The organism is Rhizobium aethiopicum (genome assembly GCF_900094625.1).
Taxonomy (GTDB): Bacteria; Pseudomonadota; Alphaproteobacteria; order Rhizobiales; family Rhizobiaceae; genus Rhizobium; species Rhizobium aethiopicum.
On the sequence record NZ_FMAJ01000001.1, the window covers coordinates 43597 to 66032 of the forward strand.

General features: G+C 61.3%; 23 protein-coding genes and 1 pseudogene. 8 read left to right on the forward strand and 16 right to left on the reverse strand.

Features of this window, described 5'->3' with window-relative positions; genetic code table 11:
* Positions 1-124: 124 nt before the first annotated feature.
* The 3 genes from GA0061105_RS00255 to GA0061105_RS00265 form a co-directional block, all read right to left on the reverse strand.
* Positions 125-1123 carry a DUF808 domain-containing protein gene (locus GA0061105_RS00255; RefSeq protein WP_064692029.1) on the reverse strand — a complete coding sequence of 333 codons (999 nt, stop codon included), beginning with the start codon at positions 1121-1123 and terminating at the stop codon, positions 125-127.
* A gap of 150 nt (positions 1124-1273) precedes the next feature.
* On the reverse strand, positions 1274-1759 hold the full coding sequence (locus tag GA0061105_RS00260) for a hypothetical protein (protein ID WP_092747251.1): 486 nt from the start codon (positions 1757-1759) through the stop codon (positions 1274-1276).
* 66 nt (positions 1760-1825) lie between these two features.
* Positions 1826-2638 carry a hypothetical protein gene (locus tag GA0061105_RS00265; RefSeq protein ID WP_245304186.1) on the reverse strand — a complete coding sequence of 271 codons (813 nt, stop codon included), beginning with the start codon at positions 2636-2638 and terminating at the stop codon, positions 1826-1828.
* 150 nt (positions 2639-2788) lie between these two features.
* Here GA0061105_RS00265 and GA0061105_RS00270 point away from each other — a divergent pair.
* Positions 2789-3061 (forward strand): annotated as a pseudogene (locus tag GA0061105_RS00270) (GNAT family N-acetyltransferase); the annotation flags it as partial.
* An 18-nt stretch (positions 3062-3079) separates the two neighbouring features.
* Here GA0061105_RS00270 and GA0061105_RS00275 read toward each other — a convergent pair.
* Complete coding sequence (locus GA0061105_RS00275; RefSeq protein WP_064692026.1) at positions 3080-3283, reverse strand: hypothetical protein; 204 nt, start codon at positions 3281-3283, stop codon at positions 3080-3082.
* Between the two features lie 289 nt (positions 3284-3572).
* Between GA0061105_RS00275 and GA0061105_RS00280 the strand changes: the two genes are divergently transcribed.
* Positions 3573-5018, forward strand: coding sequence for an adenylate/guanylate cyclase domain-containing protein (locus tag GA0061105_RS00280; RefSeq protein ID WP_092747255.1), 1446 nt, complete (start codon positions 3573-3575; stop codon positions 5016-5018).
* Positions 5019-5061: 43 nt separating this feature from the next.
* On the opposite strand, the gene GA0061105_RS00285 is transcribed toward GA0061105_RS00280, so the two are convergent.
* A complete protein-coding gene (locus tag GA0061105_RS00285) occupies positions 5062-5703 on the reverse strand; it encodes a dihydrofolate reductase family protein (RefSeq protein WP_092747257.1) in 642 nt (213 codons plus the stop codon).
* Positions 5704-5789: 86 nt separating this feature from the next.
* Here GA0061105_RS00285 and GA0061105_RS00290 point away from each other — a divergent pair, with 86 nt between their 5' ends.
* Complete coding sequence (locus tag GA0061105_RS00290) at positions 5790-6308, forward strand: winged helix-turn-helix transcriptional regulator (RefSeq protein ID WP_092747258.1); 519 nt, start codon at positions 5790-5792, stop codon at positions 6306-6308.
* A gap of 345 nt (positions 6309-6653) precedes the next feature.
* Here the strand turns inward: GA0061105_RS00290 and GA0061105_RS00295 are convergent, their stop codons facing one another.
* On the reverse strand, positions 6654-7139 hold the full coding sequence (locus tag GA0061105_RS00295) for an SRPBCC family protein (protein WP_092747260.1): 486 nt from the start codon (positions 7137-7139) through the stop codon (positions 6654-6656).
* A 501-nt stretch (positions 7140-7640) separates the two neighbouring features.
* Here GA0061105_RS00295 and GA0061105_RS00305 point away from each other — a divergent pair.
* From GA0061105_RS00305 to GA0061105_RS00315, 3 genes are all read left to right on the forward strand, one after another.
* Positions 7641-8312 carry a response regulator transcription factor gene (locus tag GA0061105_RS00305; RefSeq protein ID WP_064692020.1) on the forward strand — a complete coding sequence of 224 codons (672 nt, stop codon included), beginning with the start codon at positions 7641-7643 and terminating at the stop codon, positions 8310-8312.
* A complete protein-coding gene (locus GA0061105_RS00310; protein WP_092747264.1) occupies positions 8312-9658 on the forward strand; it encodes a sensor histidine kinase in 1347 nt (448 codons plus the stop codon). The genes GA0061105_RS00305 and GA0061105_RS00310 overlap by 1 nt, the downstream gene beginning before the upstream one ends.
* 105 nt (positions 9659-9763) lie before the next feature.
* A complete protein-coding gene (locus GA0061105_RS00315; protein WP_092747266.1) occupies positions 9764-10627 on the forward strand; it encodes a DUF3313 domain-containing protein in 864 nt (287 codons plus the stop codon).
* A gap of 93 nt (positions 10628-10720) precedes the next feature.
* Here GA0061105_RS00315 and GA0061105_RS00320 read toward each other — a convergent pair whose 3' ends face one another.
* The 3 genes from GA0061105_RS00320 to GA0061105_RS33155 all read right to left on the reverse strand — a co-directional run bounded on the left by GA0061105_RS00320 (position 10721) and on the right by GA0061105_RS33155 (position 12761).
* The gene (locus GA0061105_RS00320; RefSeq protein ID WP_092747268.1) at positions 10721-11308 is read right to left on the reverse strand and encodes a GNAT family N-acetyltransferase; all 588 of its coding nucleotides are present in this window, start codon (positions 11306-11308) and stop codon (positions 10721-10723) included.
* 139 nt (positions 11309-11447) lie between these two features.
* A complete protein-coding gene (locus GA0061105_RS00325; RefSeq protein WP_092747270.1) occupies positions 11448-11939 on the reverse strand; it encodes a BA14K family protein in 492 nt (163 codons plus the stop codon).
* 216 nt (positions 11940-12155) lie between these two features.
* A complete protein-coding gene (locus GA0061105_RS33155) occupies positions 12156-12761 on the reverse strand; it encodes a hypothetical protein (protein ID WP_167358494.1) in 606 nt (201 codons plus the stop codon).
* Positions 12762-12788: 27 nt separating this feature from the next.
* Here GA0061105_RS33155 and GA0061105_RS33160 point away from each other — a divergent pair, with 27 nt between their 5' ends.
* The gene (locus GA0061105_RS33160; protein ID WP_141130172.1) at positions 12789-13232 is read left to right on the forward strand and encodes a hypothetical protein; all 444 of its coding nucleotides are present in this window, start codon (positions 12789-12791) and stop codon (positions 13230-13232) included.
* A gap of 95 nt (positions 13233-13327) precedes the next feature.
* On the opposite strand, the gene GA0061105_RS00340 is transcribed toward GA0061105_RS33160, so the two are convergent.
* The 3 genes from GA0061105_RS00340 to GA0061105_RS00345 form a co-directional block, all read right to left on the reverse strand.
* Positions 13328-13543, reverse strand: a complete 216-nt coding sequence (locus GA0061105_RS00340; protein WP_092747275.1) for a hypothetical protein — start codon at positions 13541-13543, stop codon at positions 13328-13330.
* 187 nt (positions 13544-13730) lie between these two features.
* Positions 13731-13907: a hypothetical protein gene (locus GA0061105_RS32695; RefSeq protein ID WP_167358499.1), complete on the reverse strand. Its 177-nt coding sequence runs from the start codon at positions 13905-13907 to the stop codon at positions 13731-13733.
* Positions 13908-14010: 103 nt separating this feature from the next.
* Positions 14011-14847 (reverse strand): alpha/beta fold hydrolase, encoded by an 837-nt coding sequence (locus GA0061105_RS00345; RefSeq protein ID WP_092747276.1) that lies wholly within the window; start codon positions 14845-14847, stop codon positions 14011-14013.
* A gap of 540 nt (positions 14848-15387) precedes the next feature.
* Between GA0061105_RS00345 and GA0061105_RS00350 the strand changes: the two genes are divergently transcribed.
* Complete coding sequence (locus GA0061105_RS00350; protein ID WP_092747278.1) at positions 15388-16344, forward strand: S1C family serine protease; 957 nt, start codon at positions 15388-15390, stop codon at positions 16342-16344.
* A 105-nt stretch (positions 16345-16449) separates the two neighbouring features.
* On the opposite strand, the gene dusA is transcribed toward GA0061105_RS00350, so the two are convergent.
* The 4 genes from dusA to GA0061105_RS00370 all read right to left on the reverse strand — a co-directional run bounded on the left by dusA (position 16450) and on the right by GA0061105_RS00370 (position 22237).
* Positions 16450-17451, reverse strand: coding sequence for a tRNA dihydrouridine(20/20a) synthase DusA (gene dusA / locus GA0061105_RS00355; protein WP_092747280.1), 1002 nt, complete (start codon positions 17449-17451; stop codon positions 16450-16452).
* Between the two features lie 182 nt (positions 17452-17633).
* Positions 17634-17846: a cold-shock protein gene (locus GA0061105_RS00360; RefSeq protein ID WP_003540801.1), complete on the reverse strand. Its 213-nt coding sequence runs from the start codon at positions 17844-17846 to the stop codon at positions 17634-17636.
* Between the two features lie 410 nt (positions 17847-18256).
* On the reverse strand, positions 18257-18724 hold the full coding sequence (locus tag GA0061105_RS00365) for a DUF3828 domain-containing protein (protein ID WP_092747282.1): 468 nt from the start codon (positions 18722-18724) through the stop codon (positions 18257-18259).
* A gap of 222 nt (positions 18725-18946) precedes the next feature.
* Positions 18947-22237 (reverse strand): metal-binding protein, encoded by a 3291-nt coding sequence (locus GA0061105_RS00370; RefSeq protein WP_092747284.1) that lies wholly within the window; start codon positions 22235-22237, stop codon positions 18947-18949.
* Positions 22238-22436 lie beyond the last annotated feature (199 nt).

Sequence of the window (22436 nt, forward strand, 5' to 3'; positions counted from 1 at the left end):
CGCTTATCCGTGCCTTCCCAAGGATCAGTCTAGCGTGGCGCGGTGGCCAGCCCGGTCCTTTGAGGCAGAGCCGGCATGACGCCTCCTGCGCGACCAGGCGCTGTTTACATCTGGTGGTGCTTGCCTACGCGGTCCTCATCCTGCGCAGGCGTGTTACGCACCACTGCCATAGCGGCGCAACAATGTAGCCGACGGCCGGGATGGTCGCGAGCCCGAGGAGAATGCCGACGAGACCCGATCCGGCGGCCTGGACCAGCCAGGACACGACGCCGCCAACCGCGGGCATTGCATGCGCGGCGCGTTCCCCGGCATCGTGAAGAAGATGGCTCAGCCAGGCAAAGCCGAAGCTTTCGGCGCCGTGTACCATAATACCGCCGCCGACCCAGATCATCGCCGCCGTCCCGATGAGGCCGAGCACCTTGAGAAGGTACGGCATGCCCTGCACCAGCCCACGCCCGAACATGCGAAGGAACGTGCCTCCCGAAGTGGGGGAGGAGCGCTGGGCAAGCCAGAGGCCGAAATCGTCCGCCTTCACGATCAAGGCGACGACGCCGTAGACGGCGGCCGTAATCACAATGCCGACCAGGGCGAGAACCAGCGCCTGCATCGCCAGACCGGACTCGGAGAGGGAGCCGAGGGTGATCGCCATGATCTCGGCCGAAAGGATGAAATCGGTTCTGATGGCGCTCGCCACCTTTTCGTCCTCAAAGGTCTTGGGATCGACGCTAATCGTCTCGAGCGCGTCCTCGTGGGCATGGGCGGCGTGCGGCACCACAAGTTCGTAGACCTTTTCGGCGCCTTCGTAGCAGAGGTAGAGCCCACCCAGCATGAGCAGTGGCGTTACGGCCTGCGGCAGGAGAAGGCTGAGGAGGAGCGCGGCCGGCAGGAGGAACAGAAGCTTGTTCTTGAGAGAGCCGACGGCGATCTTCCCGATGATCGGCAGTTCGCGCGCCGCCGACAGGCCGGTCACATAACGCGGCGTGACGGCCGCGTCGTCGATCACAACACCGGCCGCTTTGGCGCCGGCTCTACCCGCCTGGGCAACCACGTCGTCCAGAGAAGCGGCGGCCGCCTTTGCAAGCGCGGCGACATCGTCAAGGAGGGCAATCAGGCCGACACTCACAAGCAAACCTCATAATCTACGGACAACGGATGGCGACAATATCCAATCGGGTGGCCGCCGCAATGGGGCGCCTTACAAATGGTTGTGCGGCGGATCGAAATGTCAGGGCGGATCAGCCATGGCCTTGGTAGCGGGCGCGCGCAGATCTAGCTAGTCGTCGTCTGCCTCAAGGCCCAGGTCTTCCAGGCGGCGGAAACGGTGAAGCCCCAAGGCGTCGAACTCATCGGCGTGGCCGGTCGCGTCCACCCCGAGCAGGCGCAAGGCCGTATTGATTGGATGGCTTGGGCGAACGGGTTCCTGCGCAACCGGTGTCGCGGCGGAAAACAGCATTCTCCCTTCCGCAAAGGCTGCCGCGGCCTGGGAGCCGGTGCCGCCGAAATAGGCCGTCTCGATGTAGGCCAGTTGGCCATTTTCCGAGGCGGTCGCGAAAGCTTGCGCAAGAGCGGCCGAAAGACTTTTGAAGCCTTGATGGCTGGGGCCGGGCTGCAGTTCCGTCAGCCGATCGATCTGCTGATCTCCCAGGGGCGCGATCGCCAGGCCGAACGGCAGTGTCGTCGGCTCGGGGCAGCCTGCCGCGTCGACAATTGCGCTGACGGCTGCCGGCGATCCGACAACCGCCACGACGTTATGTGACATGATCCACTCCCGGTTGGCAGGATGGTGCAGATCTTGCGGATATCAAGCCGTGTGCAAGCGACCCGCTCATTCGACCTGAATATGAATATGGTCGTCGTGACGCGCGGCTCGGCAGCCCTGGAAGCGGACATGGGCGTCGGAGATGCCGAGCGTGTTCTTCAGGTGCGGCTCGATGAAGATCTTCTGCAGGCCAAAGCGCGAGACCCCCTCCGTCGTCAGCCAGGCGACCGCTGCCGCGGTGCGCTTCTCCTCGATCCGGTAGGCCGGGAACAGTGCCTGCAGGACATTGAAATCCCAACGCGTGGTGAGCCAGTCGTGGCGACCCGCGCAGGGCAGTTCGTCACCGGCAGCGGGCTGTTCGAAGGCAAAATAGCCGATCGGGGAGCGCGTGGCGCCGTTCAGGAAGGCGCCATTGGAGTCTTTGTAATAATAGGCGAAATCGAGCTTTTTGCCGTCGGCATGGGACAGATGCGGCAGCAGCGGAAAACCGTCGACGAAGGGAAAGTTCGCATCCAGCGCGACGGTAATGGTACCTGGAAATTGCTTATTCATGTGCGTGGCGAGCGCTCCTGCCAGATCGCGCATTTCAGGCGTCACGTAGTTGCGGTTGAGCACGCAGTAGATCGGTGAACGGATGACCAGCGGATCTCCGGCGCCGGTGAAGCAGGAAAGGGGGAGGCGGCCGAATATCGGGGCAGTGAGGTTGGCGACCAAACTGGCGCCGGTGTAGAGAAGCAGGAAGAGCCCGAGGCTGGCCGGAAAACGGCGTATACGCATGGGACGTGCGACGGCAAGTGCAATCAGATAGGCAATGCCGCCGATCTGGGTGAGCAGCGTCAGGATGAGGACGATCATCATATGGAAGGTCAGGCGGAACACCGGGCGGCCTTGCTGAGGGAAAGCTGCATTCCCATAGGTGAGGCATGGGGGACGCGCAAGGCGCTCGTGCGCCGGCCGCACGCTCGAGGCACGCGGCCGCCCTCCTTGCAATCATCAACGGCCGCCGCATCAATTTCACCCTTCGAGTAGATCAAGCGGCTCTGGGTTGCCCCCTCCGCGCGTGGCCTCCGGCTCGCAAAACGGCTTATGTCGGCCGCCGAGACGATCGCCCGCGAGCTCTCCGCCCGGCTGCCGCGTCTGGATACCAACAGCGCACTTACCGAGGCGCAACATCTTTATCACGGCACCGGCTGGACCGAGATCGAGCGGTTCAACGACCATCCACATCCGGATACGTTTCGAAAAGCGTCTTTAGCCGGGACGGGGGGAGTTGACCGTTGTTGCAGCGGCTGTCAGAACTGACCGGACGGATATCGGTTTCTACGAATGGTCTAGCTGCCTTGACAGTTCGGCAAAAAGCCCGTCGCGGCCGATGTTCGTCTGAATGAGATCGACGGCGACGGTGATGGCGCGGTGACCTTCGATGCTGTCGATGTCGAGCTTTTTCTCGCAGCACCATTGCCGAACGGCATCGGTTACGATGATTATCTCACGATCGTCGAGTGAAATAAGCGACAGGAGCAATTCCGTACCCTCCAAGGAAGCGGCAAGAGCACTATGGTCTCTCAAGCGGTCGTGCCGTTAATCCGATGGGCCGATGGCGCTCACTTTACGCTCATTCCGCGGCAATGCCACAGCTATTTGGACACGGTTTGGTGACGGCGGTTGAGAAAGCCGGATACGCCTCTCCGGGCTAACCCTTAACACATGCGACAGGTCATGTTCCGTTCAATTCAACCGGACATCTGTCTGCTATAGTCATGGCGGTCCGAGATCGCATCGGCCGCCAAACCTTTAGTCGCGTAGGCGTGAAATGACTGACGTTGAGGAACGGCTCCTTGACAGCAAGATGACCGAGATCGAGCAGGCTCGATCCTGGAGCCCGCGCGTCATCTCCAAATTCGAAACGCTGATCCGCGGCGGCGACGACCTCTCGCTCTATCGCATCAATCCTCTCGCATTCGCCCGCGAGCGCAGCGTCAACGAGGCCGAGAGCATCGACCTGTTTTTGTACGCAACGCGCAGCGGACTATTCGATATGAGCTGGGACGTGGTGTGCCCCCAGTCCGGCATGGTGCTCGACAGCTTCGGCGCGTTGCGAACCTTGAAGACCCACTATGTCTGCGGCCTCTGCGACGTCACCGGCGAAACCGATCTCGACGATTTCATCGAGGTGACGTTCACAGTGTCGCCGCAGCTGCGCCGGCTGCCGTTTCATGATCCCGGCTCGCTCTCGGTCGAGGACTTTCACTGGAAGGCCCGGTTCTTGAGCGGCGCGCGGATACCCGGCCAACATGTCCGCTTTCTCGACGTCCTGCAGGGACTGGTTCGCGGCCTTTCCTTTCTGCCGCCGGGCTCGGTCACGGCGATGAGTGCGGAGCTTGGTCCCGGCGCGCTGGCGGGCGTCAATGTCGAGACCCAGGCGAGTTTTGCGCTCCCGGTCGCAGGTGCGCCGACAACCGTGCCGACGCAGCTCAGGATCGGATATGACGGGCAGCGGTTTTTCCCTTCGCTGCCGGCGGTTCCGCCCGGCCCAATCATTATCGAAGTGCAGAATTCCGGGGTGGCACGCGGTTCGGTGATGCTGATCAACTGGCCGCCGGAAATCCTGGCGCCGACGGTCAAGCCCGTTCTCGACTTCGATCCCTATGTGTCGGGCGGGATGCTGCTTGCCCGGCAGACGTTTCGGCGGCTGTTTCGTGCAGAACGCGTCGAGGAGAAGGAGGGTCTCGGCATTCGTCAGGTGACCCTGCTGTTCACGGACCTCAAGGGATCGACGGCGATGTACGAGCGGCTTGGCGATCTCAACGCCTATGCGCTGGTTCGGGAGCATTTTGCATTGCTTGGCGCGACTGTGCAGGAGCATTCGGGGGCGATCGTCAAAACGATCGGCGACGCCGTGATGGCTGCGTTCTCGCGCCCGGCGGATGCCGTCTCGGCGGCGTTGCACATGCTGGCGGAAATCGAGCGCTTCAACGGCGAGCATGGCGATCCCAGCATTATCCTGAAGATCGGCGCCCATTGCGGCCCGTCGATCGCCGTGACCTTGAATGAAAACCTCGATTACTTCGGTCAGACCGTCAATGTTGCCGCGCGCGTGCAGTCGCTGGCCGATGCCGGCGAAATCTGCATTTCCGAAGCCCTGTATTCGGCGCCCGGCGTCGGCGACCTGCTTTCCGGCCACCGGCTGGTTGCCTTCGAGGCTCCTCTGCGGGGCGTTGAGGGAACGGCTTGTGTCTACCGCGTGATGCCTGACTAGAGCATGTCGCGCTAAACCGTGCAGATCTCCACCCACAGTTCGATCATGTTGCCAGCACGATATGCGTGGCATGTTCGCTCGCCACATGCTCGACCACGCGGAAGCCAAGGGAGGGCAAGTCGATTCCGGTGAACATCGCTTCGCCCTTGCCGAGCATGACGGGCGAGATCGCGAAATGCAGTTCGTCGATCAGTCCGGCCTGTAGATATTGGCGGACGGTCTCGACGCCGCCGCCGATCTTGACGTCCTTGTCGCCGGCCGCAGCCTTCGCCTGATCGAGCGCCTCATGAATGCCGCCGGTGATGAAATGGAAGGTGGTGCCGCCCTCCATGGCGATCGGCTCGCGCGGGTAGTGGGTGAGGATATAGGTCGGCGCATGGTAAGGCGGGTTCGGACCCCACCAGCCTTTCCACGCATCGTCGGGCCATTCGCCGCGGATCGGGCCGAACATGTTGCGCCCGAGAATGAAGGCTCCGAAATTGGCCATGGCACGGGACGCATAATCCTCGTCTATGCCCGACGACCCATCGTCCTTGCCCATCGTCGCGCGGAAGGTGCGCGTGTGGAAGAACCACTGGAACATCTCCGGCCCGCGTTTTCCGAGCGGATCATTCAAGCTTTGCTCCGGCCCGGCGCCGAAACCATCCACGGAAACGGAAAAACCCGCCACGCGCACCTTGGGCATGCTCTCCTCCTGATTGCTTTTTGAAACTGGTTGTTTTCTCGCACATGTGATCCTATAATGCAACTGGTTTTTACTGGAGACGCCTAGTGGATATTGAATTACGGTCCGGCTGCCCGATCAACTTGACGATGGAGGTGCTGGGCGACCGGTGGAGCCTCATCATCATCCGCGATATCATGTTCGGCAACCGCCGGCATTTCCGCGATCTGCTCAACAATTCGGAGGAGGGGATCGCTTCCAATATCCTGGCGGCGCGGCTGAAGCGGCTGCTCTCACTCGGCTTCATCAGCAAGCGGGACGATCCGAGCCACAGCCAAAAAGCAATCTACAGCCTGACGGAGCCGGCGATCCAACTCGTTCCGCTCTTCGCCATGATCGGCGCCTGGGGCAGGCGGCATCTGCCGGTGACGGAGGATCTGAGCATCCGCGCGCAGCTTCTCGAAGAGGGCGGGCAGCCGCTCTGGGACGACTTCATGGTGGACCTCCGGCAGATCCACATCGCCGATCCGATCGGCGGGGCGAACGGGACGGTGACCTCGCCGGTGCTGGCGCGGCTGACGGCGGCGTTTCTGAAGGTACGGGAGAAGATGGTGGCGGGAGCCTGACGGTGCGCCGACAGAGTGCGCGCGGCCGCGGCCGCATGGTTCGGCTATGAAACTCCCATCGGGAGTGGAAGGGTTTGCGCCAAGGCCGCTAACGGTCTGTCTGCATTTGGCGCTCATAGCGTCCCCGCTCTGCCGGCGCTGCAGCGTGCAGCCATTGCGCTCGCGTCCGCGCCATTCTCATCATCCCGCCAAATGGGGTCGATCTCCGCAGACAGGCCGGCTACCGCGCCCATGCTCAGTGGGCGTGAGCGGATTGATTGCAGCTCATTCCTAATCTAGCAAGCCGATCCGTTCGTCCAAAGCGGCCTTCAAATAGAAGCCTCGAATACCAGATTTCGCAGTCAATCAGTCGTCCACAAACGCCGAGTAGTGTGCCTTTTGTGAGGGGTAATAATCCTCGAAGGACGGCAGCGTCTTGCCTTCGCGTGCGGCAACCAGCATGTCGAGGTAGTACTCCCAGCCCGGACCTATGTCGCCAGCGGCTTTCCGGTCGCTCAGGGGCTGCACGAAACGCAACTCCGTCTTGTCGTTCGTCTGTGTCAACGTCAGCTCGATGCGCCACTCGCCGTAGTCGTCCTTCATCGTGACTACCAGACGCCGAGGTGCCTCGCACTCCTCGATCATCAAGTTCGTCCACGGCTGGCCTTTTTCGTAACGCAGTTGCAGGCGTACGACCTTTCCTGGGCCGGCGTCGCCTTCCCAACCACCGAACCAGAGCGCGGTGTGTTCGGAACTCGTCAGGCTTGTCCATACGTCATCAATGGGGGCACGAAATGTGCGCTTCAGAATCAGTTCGTTTCCACGAACGTAGCCCGTAGGTTCGGGGGCCATGCCGCCTCCTTCTTCCGTCTTGCGCAAGTTTGCGAGCTTAAAGCGAGCGCCGCCGGCGCACCATAAACGTCAAAACGGTTCTCGGTCTAGTGGCAAAGCCCGTGTGGGCCTTCGGATCAATTCAAAACCCTTGCGAGCTCCAAGTGCTAACAAATTACCGACACCCTTTGTCCACGAGGGATGGAGCAATTGAAATGCCCCATCGCCTTATCGAAATGGGAATGAATGACCGCCAGTGGCGGATGAATAGTCTTCGCAGCCTTACCTCACGAACAATATGACTATCGGCCCTGCCAGCAGGCTGGCGAGGATGAAGGCGGAGGGGAGGTAAGTCTCCAGGAGGCGGAGGATCGATTTTAGGTGGATCATGTCGAGGTCCTGTATCGTGATGCCTGATCCTCTGATGGAACAATTGCAGCAGCATGACCGGCTGCCTTTCAAGTTCCGCAATGTTGCTGCAACCCTTGCGACCGAAATAGGGGCGCAAGGGTTGGTTTGGCGATGCGGATTCTGCTGATTGAGGATGAGAAGGAGCTGGCCGGGGCGTTGTCTGCGGCGCTTGGCAAGCATGGGATCGTGACCGATCACACGGCGCATCTGGGTGATGCCGTCGAGCTGACGCGGCAGAACCTCTATGATGCGATCCTGCTCGATCGGCGCCTGCCAGACGGCGAGGGGCTGCGCTTCATTCCGGAGCTCAGGCGCACGGGGAGGGATACGCCGATCATCGTGCTGACGGCGCTGAATGAGCCGAAGCAGCGGGTGGAAGGGCTCGATCTCGGCGCCGACGACTATCTCGGCAAGCCGTTTCTGGTCGAAGAACTGATGGCGCGGCTTAGGGCCGTGCTGCGCCGGCCGCCGAACCTTTCAGAACTGAAGATCATCGCCGGGCGGATGGTGATCGATCCGCTGCATCTGAGTGTCACCGTCGGCGACACGCCGCTCGACCTGCCCCGGCGCGAGCTTCTGGTGCTCGTCGCTCTCGCCAGGCGCAAGGAGAAGACGGTGCTGCGCTCGACGCTGGAGGCGGCGGTCTACAATTATGAGGAAGAAATCCAGTCGAACGCGCTCGATGCGCATATATCGCGGCTGCGCAAGCGGCTGACCGATGCCGGGGCCGAGGTTTCGATCCACAATATCCGCGGCGTCGGCTACCTCATGAGGGAAGAGTGATGGGCGGGGGGAGCAAGGCCAATCCTTCGCTCTGGTGGCGGCTCAGCTGGCAGCTCAGCCTCGGCTTCGTCGGCGTGGTGACGGCCGTCATCATCGGGCTCTGCTTTTACGGCGCGGCGATCCTGTCGCCGAATGTTGCGCTGGAGGACCACATCACCGCGGTGCTGGCTCCGGCCGTTGCGCTCGATGCCGAAGGGCGGCTTGAAATCAAGGATACGCCGGAGCTCGACGCGCTGAAGCGAGAATATGACGGGCTCTGGTATGTCGCGGCCACGACGAAGGGATCTTACGTGTCCTACGGAAGCATTCCTGCCGTCTACGGGGAACTTGCGCGCCTGACCTATCTGTTCGAAGGGGCCGATATCAGGGGATCGACCGCAACTGACGAGATCGCCTCCGTGGAAAGCGTGGAGACCGCGATCGGCGAGTTGAGGGTGCTGTTCGGCGGCGTCGCGGACAGGGGCTGGCCTGTCTTTACGCTGATGGGGATCGCCTATCCGATCTACATCCCGCTGCTCGCCATTGCCGTGCCCGCGGTTTTTCTCGCCGTTCCCAGGATCGTCGAGCGCGGCCTCGCCAGTGTCAGCGAGGTCGCTCGCAAGGCATCGGAGATCGAGCCGCGCCGCTACGATGCGCGCCTGCCGCTGGGCGGCATTCCGAGGGAGGTCGCTCCGCTGGTGATCGCCTTCAATGAGGCGCTCGACCGGCTGGAAAACGAGCACCGCAAACGGCAGCACTTCCTCATCGATGCCGCGCATGAACTGAGGACGCCGATCGCGATCATGCAGACCCGGATCGACGGGACGGCCGCAGGGCAGGAGCGCCGGCGACTTCTCGACGACGTCGCGCGTCTGGCCGAGACGGCCGAACAGCTGCTCGATTTCGAGCGTAACGACCAGGCGAGCGATCTTCATCAGAGCGTGGACCTCGTCGAAATTGCCCGCGGCGTCGTGGCCGATCTTGCGCCGCTGGCGATCGGTGACGGCTACCAGATCTCGTTTCAGAGCGAGGTCGAGAGGCTGGAACGCAAGGGCAGCCCTTCGGCCTTGCCGCGAGCTGTCAGCAACCTGGTGCGCAACGCCATCGACCATGGCGGCGGCAGCGGCATGATTACCGTGTCGGTGTCGGCTTCCGGCGGCGGGCGGATCAGCGTCACCGATGAGGGACCTGGCATTCCGGCCGAGCATCGCGAACTGGTGTTCGAGCCCTTCTACCGCGTCACCCCGAAGAGCAAGGGGGCGGGGCTCGGCCTCAGCCTCGTCAAGCAGATCGTGGTGAACCACGGCGGCGAGGTCCGCATCGAGAGCCGTGCGGTCGGCACCGAGGTGGCGATCCAACTGGGATAGGCCGGATTGTCTCCGGCGGCCGATGCTGCCGGAAAGGATGTAATGCTGCGGCAATTCTTCGCCGCCACTTTCGCCTGACATCATCGGCGACGGAGGCCAGACAGAGTGCGCAGCAATCCATTCTCTTCATCCTTTTCAAGGGCTTCGAAGGCCTATTTCATCGCGTTGCCGCTGGCGCTTGCTGGGGCCGGATGCAGCTCGGTGCCGCTCAAGGAGGGCGGGACGCTGACTTCTTATTCCAACCTCGGCACGCCCAAGGGGAAGCTCTCGAAATCGCGTGTCTATGTCGATGGTCTCAGCCTTGCGCCGATGAAGACAGTTGCCATCGCGCCGACGAGCTTCTCCTTCAGCGCGGCGAGCCGCATCAAATCACCTGATGACAGGGCGATGGTGTCGAACGCGCTCGACCGGGCGCTCTGCATTTCTCTCAGCGACAGGTATCGGATGGTGCGGCCTGGTGAGCCCGCGGACCTGACGATCCGCTCCGTCGTCACCGATATCGTGCCGACCAACAAGACGATGGCAGGCGTTTCAACCGTCGTGACCGTCGGCACGGGCTTTGCGCTGCCTGTCAGTGTGCCGCGTCTACCGGTCGGGCTCGGCGGGCTGGCTGTGGAGGCCGAGGCGGTCGACGGCTCTGGCGCGCAGCGCGCCGCCATGGTCTGGGCGCGCGGCGCGAACTCGCTGCAGAACAACCCGCGCGTTTCCCAAGTGGGCGATGCCTACGGCCTTGCGGCGAAATTCAGCAGCGAATTTTCCCGCATGCTGATTGCGGGCAAGGAGCCGAAGGGGCTGGACCTCTCGCTTCCCTCGCGCCAGCGGATAAAATCCTGGTTCGGCGGTAAGCCGAAATACGTCGCCTGCGATGCCTTCGGCCGCGAATCCGGGCTGGTTGGGGCGGTCGCCGCCAAATATGGCGCGCCGCCGCAATGGACCGAGAAGAAGCCGAAGCCGGTGGCTGGCTATTGACCGACGCTCAGCCCACCCCGAGCTGGGCCGATGGGACGGACGGAGAAGGGCGACAGCCTTTGCTCCGTTCGTTTTTAACGTACGGATGTGTTTTCAGGCGGCGGATGCGGGATGTAGCCAGAAATAGAGTTTGGTCCGCTCGGGTCTGTCGGAGGAGTGCGGACCGCACATGAAGAATTGCCCACCGTTGCGCTCGATCACGCGCCTCGAGGCATCGTTGCCCGCGTCGCAGAGAATAACGAGGCGGGTGAGGCCCTGCTTTGCCGCCACATCGAGCAGGAGGCCGAGCGCGGCAGTGGCGCGGCCGCTGCGTTGCTTCCATGGCACGACCGAATATCCGACATGGCCCGAGACTTCGGGCGGCAGCTCCTCTGTGCCCTGATGAAAGCGGAGGCTGATGCTGCCGCAGAATTCGCCATCCCAGATCCAGAAGAGAAGAACCGCCAGTGGCGACCCGGACACAGTGCGCTGCCTGTCGCCTGGACTAAGATCGTCGAGAAATTTCGATTTGTCCTGGCGCAGCCGCTGGAGTTCTCCACGGATATAGGCCTGGTCGCCGCTACGACGCGGGTCGGGAGACCAACCGGCCGCAAGCGCCGCTTCGAAGCCCGACAGGTTTTCCAGATCCGGTGTTAGTAGGACCACGCGGTCGGAGGGTGTCGGGTCGTCTCCCGATGTCATAGGTCACCTTGCAAATGCAGCCGCTCGGAAGCGCGATCCTGGCTAAACAAGCACGACCGGGAGCCGCTGGGAAGCGGTTTGCGACAGCAAAACGCCCCGCACGGTGATGCGGGGCTGAGTGCAGTGCCGCGGGCTGGATTTAGCGGCACTGACGGCGCGGGCCGTAATTCGGCTGGTAGGTGTTGTCCCAGGCGCGGTATGACCGGTAGCGCGCGTAGCAATATTCGGCATGCGAGCTATAGGCACGCGAACGATAGGCGGCGCGCGGCTGGGAGGCGATGATGCTGCCGATGATGGCGCCGGCCGCCAGGCCGCCAATAATGGCGCCCGTATTATCGTGCCGCCGCCATCTGCGATCATAGCGGCGGTCCCACCCATAGCGGTCATCTCGATAATAGTGGCGGTCGCGGTAGTAGCGCCTGTCACCGTAATATCTGCGACGATCGCCGTAGCGCGAGCAAACGATCGAGAACCTGCTGCACCCGACAGTCATGATCCGGGCATCGGCATTTGCCGGCGCCGGTGCGGCGGCCGATTGAACGGGGCTCGGCACAAATGTCGGGCCTGCCGCAGCCGGCATTCCGGAAAAGGCTGTGGTTATCGACAGGGCGATGATGGCGAATCTGTTCATGTCATTCACCTTGAATCGGATGTACTGGGGGTAACGCTTATCAAGAAAATAGGTTCATTTTGGAGCGAAGGGGGCGGATCTATGTGCGTCTTCACTAACCCAAGCGAGACTCGAGCCCCGGCTCTGACGATTTCAATATATTCATGGCTGCGGGTTTGGCAGGGATCGAGATTTACTGAGGGCGCGCGCGGGAAGGGTGACGTCACGATATTTCCCTCAAAAGATGCGGTTAGCGTAGCCTCCGGCTCTTCGCCAGTGTCGAACGACCCCGGATTCCGCAGGAAGTTCAAATTGCAAATAGATCTTAAACTGGTTCTTATGGAGCTGCTGCTTCAATGCCTGACAGATAACGGCGTCACCTCTAATGTCAGAAAGACTACCATGCAGCTCTCCAGAATTATCGGCCTTCTCTGTCTCTCCACGACCCTGGCGCTTGCGCCCCTGAACATCGTCCTTACCGATACTTCGCCAGCCTTCGCAAAGGGCGGTGGCGGCGGTGGCGGCAACGGAGGTGGCGGTGGCGGCGGTGGCGGCGGCGGGAACGGTGGCGGCAACGGCGGCGGGAATGGAGGCGGAAATAGCAGCGGCAGCCAAAGCAGCGGCGGCGGCAAAGGAAATTCCAGCTCGGGAGGAAAGGCTGAAAGCGGCCGCGGTGCAAACAAGTCCACCGGCAAGAGCGGCAAAGCGAATACGACCAAGCAGGGAGCCACCACGAAGGGCGCCGCCAAGAAGACGACCTCCGTCAAAGCGCCGGCGGAAAAGCTGGCAAAGAAACCCGCAGCGCAGCTTGCCGGTCTCAATTCCTTGAAACGCAATTTCCATGCCCTCATGAAGACGGCGGATCCGCGCATGGCTGCGATCGCGGCGTTCAGTACCGCTTACGCCCAGTATGAGCTGACCAACGGGGTGGCTCCGCCAGCCGACGATCCGCTGCTGGGTGATGCGGCGCTGTCGGCAGCGCTTGCCGCCGCGACCAAGACGGGCACGCTCACTCCGGAAACTTTGAGCTGGGCAAAGGACACACTCGGAGTCGGAACGGCCGTTGGCACGATTGACCGGATGAGGGAAACCATGGCGGCGCAGGCGCCGACGGAGGAGACCCCTGCAACGGAAACTACGACCGGCGATACCGTCGAGCCGGGCGAGACGACAGATCCTGCCACGACTGCGGAAACGGTTGAAACCGGCACGGGCAGCACGGAAGAAGCATCGGCAACCACCGAGCCCACGCCGGCTGTCGATCCAACCGAAACCTCCGCCGCAGCGACGAGCACCGAGGAAACCGGTCTCTGAGTCAACGGAAGGCGTGAATGACTACGCCGATCGTGAAGAGGATTAGGGCAGGTGCGGCTAAGGGAAGAAAGCCACGGAGGGTCTGACGCGCGCCGTCAGACTCGCTTCCCGCCGGCAAGCAGACGAAGCTGGTTTTCATCATGCACGCCCTGCCGATAAAGCTCGATGATCAGGGCGCCGAGCCGGTCGGCTTCCCCGCCTGATCTATCGATATTGAGTCCGCTGCACAGGGTTTCGTGCACACGCCTGCAAATATCGAGATCTTCGGAGGCGAGTGGTTCGTCACGTGTACTGAACAGCTTGTCTGACATCGCAACCAGCCCTTTTTGGGATGCCGTGAATCGCTATTGATTGGGCAAAAAGATAATTTCGCTGCCTTTGCTCTGCAAGATGGGCGAACGTCCGAAATCAAAACAATATGGGACCGGCACCAAGACGCGGGGCCAGGGGGATGGGGTGGTCAGTGCCTCAGCCCGAAGGAACAGGCGGGGCGGAGATCTATTTGGCCGCGGGATCCTTGCCGCCCTGCTGCGACAGGCGCAGCTCTTTCAGCCGTTTGGTTTTCTCCCGGCGAGCCCGCTGCTCCGCCTCGATCGTTTCCTTTGCGGCTCGCTCGGTATTTTCGAAACGATCCTGCCGGTAAGCCTTTGATGAGGGTTCACGTTCTCTTTTCATGGCCGCTAAACGCAAATCGACGAAAACGGTTTCATATTAAAGCGGTTTTCACGGAAAGCGGCGCGGCCGGCGGGCGCCTCGTAGCGCCCGGCGACCTGTCAGATCAGCCCTTGATAAAGGCAAGGATGTCCGGGTTTATGATGTCGGCATGGGTGGTGCACATGCCATGCGGGAATTTCTCGTAGACCTTCAGCGTCGCATTCTGCAGGAGCTTGGACGAAAGCAGCGCGGAGTCGGCGATCGGCACGATCTGATCGTCGTCGCCATGCATGACGAGGGTCGGGACGGTGATGATCTTCAGGTCTTCGGTGAAGTCGGTTTCCGAGAAGGCCTTGATACCGTCGTAATGCGCCTTGGCGCCGCCGATCATGCCCTGGCGCCACCAATTGTTGATGACCGGCTCCGACACTTTCGCATCCGGCCGGTTGAAGCTGTAGAAGGGGCCGGCCGGCAGGTCATGATAGAACTGGGCGCGGTTGGCGGCGAGCTGCCTGCGCAGGTCGTCGAAGACCTCGATCGGCAGGCCGCCCGGATTGGCTTCGGTTTTCACCATGATCGGCGGTACGGCGCCAATGATGACGAGCTTGGCGACCCGGCCCTGTGGCTGGCCGTGGCGGGCGACATAGTGGGTCGCTTCGCCGCCGCCGGTGGAATGGCCAACATGGACGGTATTCCTGAGATCGAGCTGCTCGACGACAGCGGCGGCATCGGCAGCGTAATGATCCATGTCATGGCCGTCGGCCACCTGGGTGGAGCGGCCGTGACCACGCCGATCATGGGCGACGACCCGGTAACCCTTGTCGAGGAAGAACAGCATCTGCGCGTCCCAGTCGTCGGAACACAGCGGCCAGCCGTGATGGAACATGATCGGCTGGGCAGTCTTCGACCCCCAATCCTTGTAGAAGATCTCGACGCCGTCCTTAGTTGTGACTGTGCTCATCTCATGGCTCCTTGTGGGTTGCGCTGACTAAACAGGCTGCTACAGGCGGGATTGGTCGCGCCACGAGCGCTGACGCCGATGGCGGGCATAGGAAAGTCGCGCCTGGGGGATGGAATCAACAATATGATGATGTGCTTATTAAATGCCTCGTTCTACTCTATTGATATGACAGAAAAATCGGCTAGCAGGAGGCTCAGTGCCCTGTTAACCGGTAACGGCGACGCAATATGGTGAGGATTTACCCGACTGCTTCGCACTGCGACATTCCTTGATCACGGTACCTCGGCAGCGCAGTGAAGGCGGCCGAGCTAACGGGCAATGTCCGCAATGAGCCACGTTATTCCCGTTTGTGCAATCTATACGTTCGGCTAGGTGTGTTTCTCCTTCGATTATGTTGTGCCGGACGCAGCGCGCTGGCGCTCACTTGAACGGGGATCGACGCCCAACCATCTATCCCTCACAACAACGTCATGGCGACGATCGCATCCGCGATTGCTTTGCCGGCGGTGGGACGGCCGTCTGCCGCCTGAGGATCAAATCATGGGTTACATGGATAAGGATATAGTGCCCCAGAATGATGGGGCGTTGATCGATGCCTATTCGCTATCGATCGCAGCAGCAGTCGACACGGTCGGGCCGGCGGTCAGCCGGATCGAGCGGGTGGGAGGTCGGCAGGGGCACGGGTCAGGCTTTGCCATCTCGCCCGACGGCCTGATCATTACCAACAGCCACGTCGTCGACGACGCCAAGCTTGTTCGCATCACGACGCCTGATGGGCTCATCACCGAAGGCCGGGTGCTCGGCCGGGATGTCGATACCGATATCGCTCTTATCCGCGCCAATTCCAGCACCGGCGCGTGGGCGAGGCTCGGCGATTCCCAGCGTCTGCGCAGGGGCCATATCGCAATCGCGATCGGAAATCCGCTGGGCTTCGAATGGACTGTCACTGCTGGTATCGTCTCGGCGCTCGGCCGCTCGATGCGGGCGGCCAGCGGCCGGCTGATGGAGGATGTCATCCAGACTGACGCCGCGCTTAATCCCGGCAATTCGGGCGGGCCGCTGGTGTCTTCCGGCGGCGAGGTCATCGGCGTCAACACCGCCGTCATCCAGGGCGCACAGAGCATCGCCTTTGCCGTCGCGTCGAACACGGCCAATTTCGTGGTGTCGGAGATCCTTCGCTATGGCCAGGTCAGACGCGCCTTCATCGGTATTTCAGGCGACACGATCGTGTTGCCGCGCCGGGTGGCGCTTGCGGCAGGCACGGTTCAGACGACTTCCGTTCGCATCCGGCGTGTCGAACCGGAAGGCCCGGCGGCAAAGGGGGGATTGCAGGAGGGCGATTACATCCTCGCCATCGACGCCAGCCCGGTCGGCGGCGTCGACGATATCGTCAGGTTGATGGATGGCAGCAGGATCGGCAGAGAGACGGAAATCCTGGTGTTCTCGGTGGCCGGCCGCATCGAAAAGAAGATGCTGCTGCCGATGGCGCGGTCATAATGGCTGTTGCCATGACAGGTGCTGACAGCTGCGACTTACCGAATGAGTGCGCCAGCCATGACTTGCATGCTTCTGCCGGCGTAAGGAGAGCCGAATTCCCCTACGTCAGGCGCTGACCGCCTCCGGCTCCGTTCCGGAAAAATCCACTGCGGCAAAGGCGGCCGCCAGAACTTCCGGTCCGGCGCCGCTTTTTGCCGCGTCGGTGGAGAGGATCTGACGATAGCGCCGGGCGCCGGGCAGGCCGGTGAACAGGCCGACCATGTGGCGTGCCACATGCTGCAGCCGGCCGCCGGCGGCGATATGGCGCTCGGCATAGGCCATCATCCTGTCACACAACGCCTGCCAGTCGGGTTCGGCCGCCGCCGCACCGAAGAAGCGGCGGTCGACGTCAGAAAGGATCGCAGCATTCTGATAGGCGGCCCGGCCGAGCATGACACCGTCGACATGGGCGAGATGAGAGTCGGCCTCGTCGAGCGTGCGGATGCCGCCGTTAATGCCGACAAACACATCCGGCCAGCGCTGTTTCATTCGGTAGACGATCTCGTAATCGAGCGGCGGGATCTCACGGTTTTCTTTAGGGCTCAGGCCCTTCAGCCAGGCCTTGCGCGCATGGATCCAGATGGCGTCGGCGCCTGAATCGAGGACGCGGGCGATGAGCGCGGGCAGCGCCTCTTCCGGCTCCTGCTCGTCGACGCCGATCCGGCATTTCACCGTCACCGGCATGGTGGCGACCGCCTTCATTGCCGCGACGCATGCGGCCACCGTCTCCGGCGTCAGCATCAGGCAGGCGCCGAAGGTTCCCGACTGTACACGGTCGGAGGGGCAGCCGACATTGAGGTTGATTTCGTCATAGCCATAGGGTCCGGCGAGCTTCACCGCCTCGGCGAGTTTGGCCGGGTCCGAACCGCCGAGCTGCAGCGCAAGCGGATGTTCCGCGGCGTCATGGCCGAGCAGGCGTTCCCGCGGTCCGTGGATGATCGCGTCAGCCACCACCATCTCTGTATAGAGCAGCGCCTGCCGGCTGATCTGGCGGTGGAAATAGCGGCAATGCCGATCCGTCCAGTCGATCATCGGGGCCACCGCAAATATCGGCCTCTTCTCTGTCATCGACGGTTTCATTTGTCCTTGTAGCCGTGGCGCCCAATGGCGGCGCCGCATCGCCCGGCGGGCGAGATCATCATTAAGGGTGCATATAACACCTGGCCGTGCGATCGACAAATGCAAGCGCCGCAAACAAAAACGGCGCCCCTTTCGGAGCGCCGTTCCTGCCGCCGAAGCGATAATCTAGCTTACGAAGCCGAGATGTTGACAGCCTTCGGGCCCTTGCCCATGCGGTCCGGCTCGGTGTCGAAGGTAACCTGCTGGCCTTCGCGCAGCGACTGGATGCCAGAGGCCTGCAGCGCAGAAATGTGGACGAAAACGTCCTTCGCGCCGCCGTCCGGCGTGATGAAACCAAAACCCTTGTCCTGGTTGAAGAATTTTACAGTGCCTTTGGTGGCCATTGGGAGCGTCCTTTTCCCTTAGTCTGTGTAGTATCCGCGCCCCCGAGAGGAAGCGGACGGCTTTAGCTTTCGCCCCGAATCGATGGGACGAAGGGTCAGTCGGAGAAGTCACGTACGGGGAAAGAACGTCTACGCAGGCGGGTATTCCCGCGCCCCTTCCATAAAGGAAGAGATACCACATCAGTCCAGTCACCGGCATGCAAATGCCCGAGTAGGTGGATTGGTGCCATCATTTCGGTCAAAATGCAAGCGACATTATTGTGGCATGTCCTTTATCGCGACAGGAAATGCCGAAGATTCAGATACTTGACCAAAAGTTAGCAGATACTTTCACAGGTGTTCCAAATCGGGATTGTGTGCCGAAATGGGATGAGAGGCCGGAGCTAGGGGAGAAAGGGTCGGACTGTCTCCTACCGGGCCTCATCCAGCAGTCCACTCAGGCTCCAGGGATTGTCGCCCTGCTGATTGGCGATATCGTCGACCTTCCAGCCGCCGTGCTCGCGTACCAGGCTGTAGAAAAGCGTCACCTCTTGGCCGTTTTCGAACTGCACCTCCACCTCGGCCTTGCCGTCCAGCAGGATCGGCTGGCCGATCCTGACGTTGCTCGCTTCACCATCCTGGCCTGATATAACCGGATCGAAGTCGACCGCGCCGACATCGCCCTCCGGCGTGTTGTCGAGGTCGGCCTGGAGAAGCTTGTTCAAACGGTCGGAAAAGAAGACTGAGTAGGGCGAGGGCGCCTCGGCGTCGCTCCTGTCGGTGTCGTAGCTGTAAAGCGCCTTGAGCAGCGCCTTCGGTGTCTTGTAGGTCTCGGCCAAGGCGGGCAGAGCCGCGAACGCCGAGATGGCAAGGGCGAGGATGACAGTGGGCAGGCGCATGCAGACTCTCCTCGGATAAGCAGGGAATCATAGCCGAAACAAGCGTCGAGGTGGAGCGGCATTTTATGCGGTGGCCGACGTAGCTGCCGGCCCCGCCATCTCCCGCGGGTCCTCTAGGCGTCGCCAAAAAATTGCCGCCGGTGGGCTTGCAAGACCGCAAGCCCACCGGCGCTGAAGATCGATCATGACGCATCTCGGCGTCCGTCAGCAGTGCTGCCGCGACTAGATCAGAGTGTCATGCAGCAGACTAGAAGACGACAGCTCGAACACGTCCTTCACGGCAAGGGTGAAGTCGCGGCTGGTGGTGTTTCCGGCCGCGTCATAGGCCTCGGCGGTGAAGGTCAGGCTGTGGGTGCTTTCGTAGTCGATCGCAGCCTTGGTCTGGATCTTGTTGCCGACGAGCTTGAAGATGCCGTCGGCATCATCCGTCAGCCGCCACTTCACCGTGCCGCCTTCCGGATCGACGGCGGAGAGAAGGCCGACCGAGGTGCCGATCGCGACATTCTCGGAGATCGAACTGCGCGAGAAGGAGAGCTTGATCGGCGCCTGGTCGACCGGGGCTTCGTTGACGTCGAGCACGTTGATCGTGATGTCCTTTTCGACCGTGACCTTACCGTCGGAGACGGCCACCTTGATCGTGTGCGACTTGGCCGTCTCATAATCCAGCGCCTTCGAGGTGACGATGCGATTGCCCTTCAGCCGGAAGTGATCATCGGCACCCTCGAGCAACGTGTAGGTGAGGGTGTCGCCGTCGGCGTCCTTGGCGCTGAGCAGACCGACCGTGGTCCAGATCGGCGTGTCCTCGGAGAGGGCGGTTTTCGACAGCTGGATATTGGTCGGGGCGGAATTGTTGGGTTTAAAGGTCTCCGTGGCGAAATCATAGACGCCATCGGCAAACCGTGCGAATTCGACGTCTGTCAGCGTATCCGTCCCGTCCTCGGCGCTCGTCAGGATGTGATCGCCATTGTCCAGAGCGAGGGAATAGGTGGCGAAATTGCCGGAGAAGACGGCAGTGTCGTCTCCTGCGCTGCCGTCGAAAATGTCGTTGCCGCCAGTGCCTGTAAAGACGTCATTGCCGCCACCGGTCTTGACGTCGATGCCGAAAACGGTGCCGCTGATGGAGGCCGAGCGGTTTGCCAGTTCGTCTGATAGATCCGCATGGGCCGAGTCAGCCAATCTCAAGGATATGACCTCGCCCTCAGAGGCTGTTCCATTGGAAACGACGATCTGCTCGAAATCTTCGAACTGAGCGGCGGAACCTACAGCATAGGCTCCCAGCGTAGCCAGGATTTCGAAATTCTTGACCGTAAGCCCGACAAGGATGCCGGATTGCAGCGTATCGATGTCGGCGCCGCCGTCGATCGTTCCTGAGGAGGTAAAGCTGGCTCCGGTGATGTTCACCGTATCGTCGCCGCTGCCCGCGTCAATATCGAAGACTTCAACGTGGGTGCGCAAGTCGCCATCGGTTATGGTATCGTCGCCTGTGCCGCTTTTGATGATGTCGTTGCCGGCAGCGGCATAGATCCAGTCGTTGCCAGCGCCACTGTCAAAGACGTCGTTGCCATCGGTGCCTTGAAGGTCGTCGTTCCCGCTGCCGGTCTTGACGTCGATGCTGGACCCGTTGCCAACGATGTAGGCCGAGCGGCTTCCCAACTCGTCGGAAAGATCGGCATGCGCACTATCCGTCAGTACCAAATTGACGCGATAGTCTTCATGGCCTGGTTCATTGTCGACGACGATCCTCTCAAAGCTCTCGAATTGCGCTGCAGTACCAACCACGTTGGCTAGACGCGTTTCAAGGATTTCGAAGTTTTGGATCATTATGCCAGCAAGGTTATAGGCCTGCAGCGTGTCGGTGCCGGCGCCGCCGTCGACTATTCCTGAATTCTCGAAATCGTTAGCATTGGCCAAAGTTACGGTATCATTGCCGTCGCCCGCGTCGATATTAAAGACTTCCGTGTCGGCGTAAAAGTCATTGCCATCCACTATCGCATCATCGCCTGCGCCGCCCGTGATGACGTCGTTGCCGATATCGTCATAGATTTTGTCGTTGCCTTCGCCACCAATCAACATGTCATTGCCGGCATGGCCGTAGATCGTATCGTTGCCGGCGTTGCCGTCAAAAATGTCGTCGCCGTCGGTCCCAGTCAGTTGGTCGTCGCCGCTGCCGGTCGCGACGTCGATGCCAGATGCGGTTCCCGTGATGTAGACCTCCCGGGTCGCCAGCTCGTCGGAGAGATCGACATGAACACTGTCCGTCAAAGTCAAGGAGATGTGGTAGGCCGGATCGTCATAGGTGACGATCCTGTCAAAGCTTTCGAACTGGGCAGCCGAACCCGCAACGTCGCCCCCCTGCGTTTCAAGGGTCTCGAAATTCTGGATCGTCAGACCGGTCAGATTGTAGGCTTGCAATATGTCGTCGTCGGCGCCGCCGTCGATTGTTCCGGTGTCCTGCGCAGCGTAACCATTGTCCAGAGTCACGATGTCATTGCCGTCGCCCGCATCGATAGCGAAGACTTCGGTGTCGGTGTAAAAATAATCGCCGTCGAGGATCGTGTCGTTGCCCGCTCCGCCCTCGATGACGTCGTTCCCGACGGCGCCGTAGACTCGGTCGTTACCTTCGCCGCCGATTAACTGGTCATTTCCGGCATTGCCACGGAACGTGTCGTCGCCGGCGCCGCCGTCAAAAATGTCGTTACCATCGGTGCCATCGAACCGGTCGTCACCGCCTCCGGTGGCTACGTCGATGCCGGAGGCCGTGCCGTTGATGTGGACCCGGCGGACTCCCAGTTCATCGGAGAGGTCCGCATGAGCGCCATCCGTCAACGTCAACTCGATGATAAAATCGTCGTAGGCCGGATTGTCGCGGACAACGATTTTGTCGAAGCTTTCGAATTGCGCTGCTGATCCGGCAAGCGCTAATCCCGCTTCGAGGATTTCAACGTTCTGAATCGTAAGATTGGCAAGTTTGGTCCAGGGGGAGAGCGTATCGGTCCCTTCGCCACCATTGATCGTGCCTGTCAGCGTTCCGTCGTTCGACCCCAGAATTATCTTGTCGTAACCTTCCCCAGCGTCGATCGCCGTTGCCGGTATGGTGGTGGAATAGTAGTAATCGGTTATCGTGTCGTTGCCAGCGCCGCCGTTGATTGTGTCGTTGCCGGTGCCGCCGTCGAGCGTGTCGTTGCCGTCGCCGCCATTGATCGTATCATTACCGGTGTCGCCGAAGATCGTGTCCTCGCCGGCACCGCCGCTCAGCGTGTCTGTGCCGCCGCCACCCGATATAGTGTCGTTGCCAGTCCCCGTTGTGATCGCATTGTCGCCGTTCGATCCCGTCACGTTTGCGGAGACCGAGCCGAGTTCATCCGCGAGGTTTGCCGTGCCGCTACCTGAGACGACGAGAGTGACCGCATCGAGAGGGTTTTCAGCGGAATAGCGGATGACGTCGTACGCTTCGAACTGAGCGCCGCTCTTGGTGATCGATGCACCGTTCGTGTCCAGAATATTCAAGGCCATCTTTAGACTTCCAATAGATGTGTGGTACCGAAACAGAAAAATCCCCGCTTTCACGGGTTTCGCGAATCCAACCTTCAGATATCTATCCCTTTGCTACATGAGCTTGCGGCAAGGGCTTCAATATCCTCCGAATGCCGCCACAGGGCGACAATCCACGGCGAAGGTCCGACCGATGGGACTTGTAAGGCTGCAAGCCCCA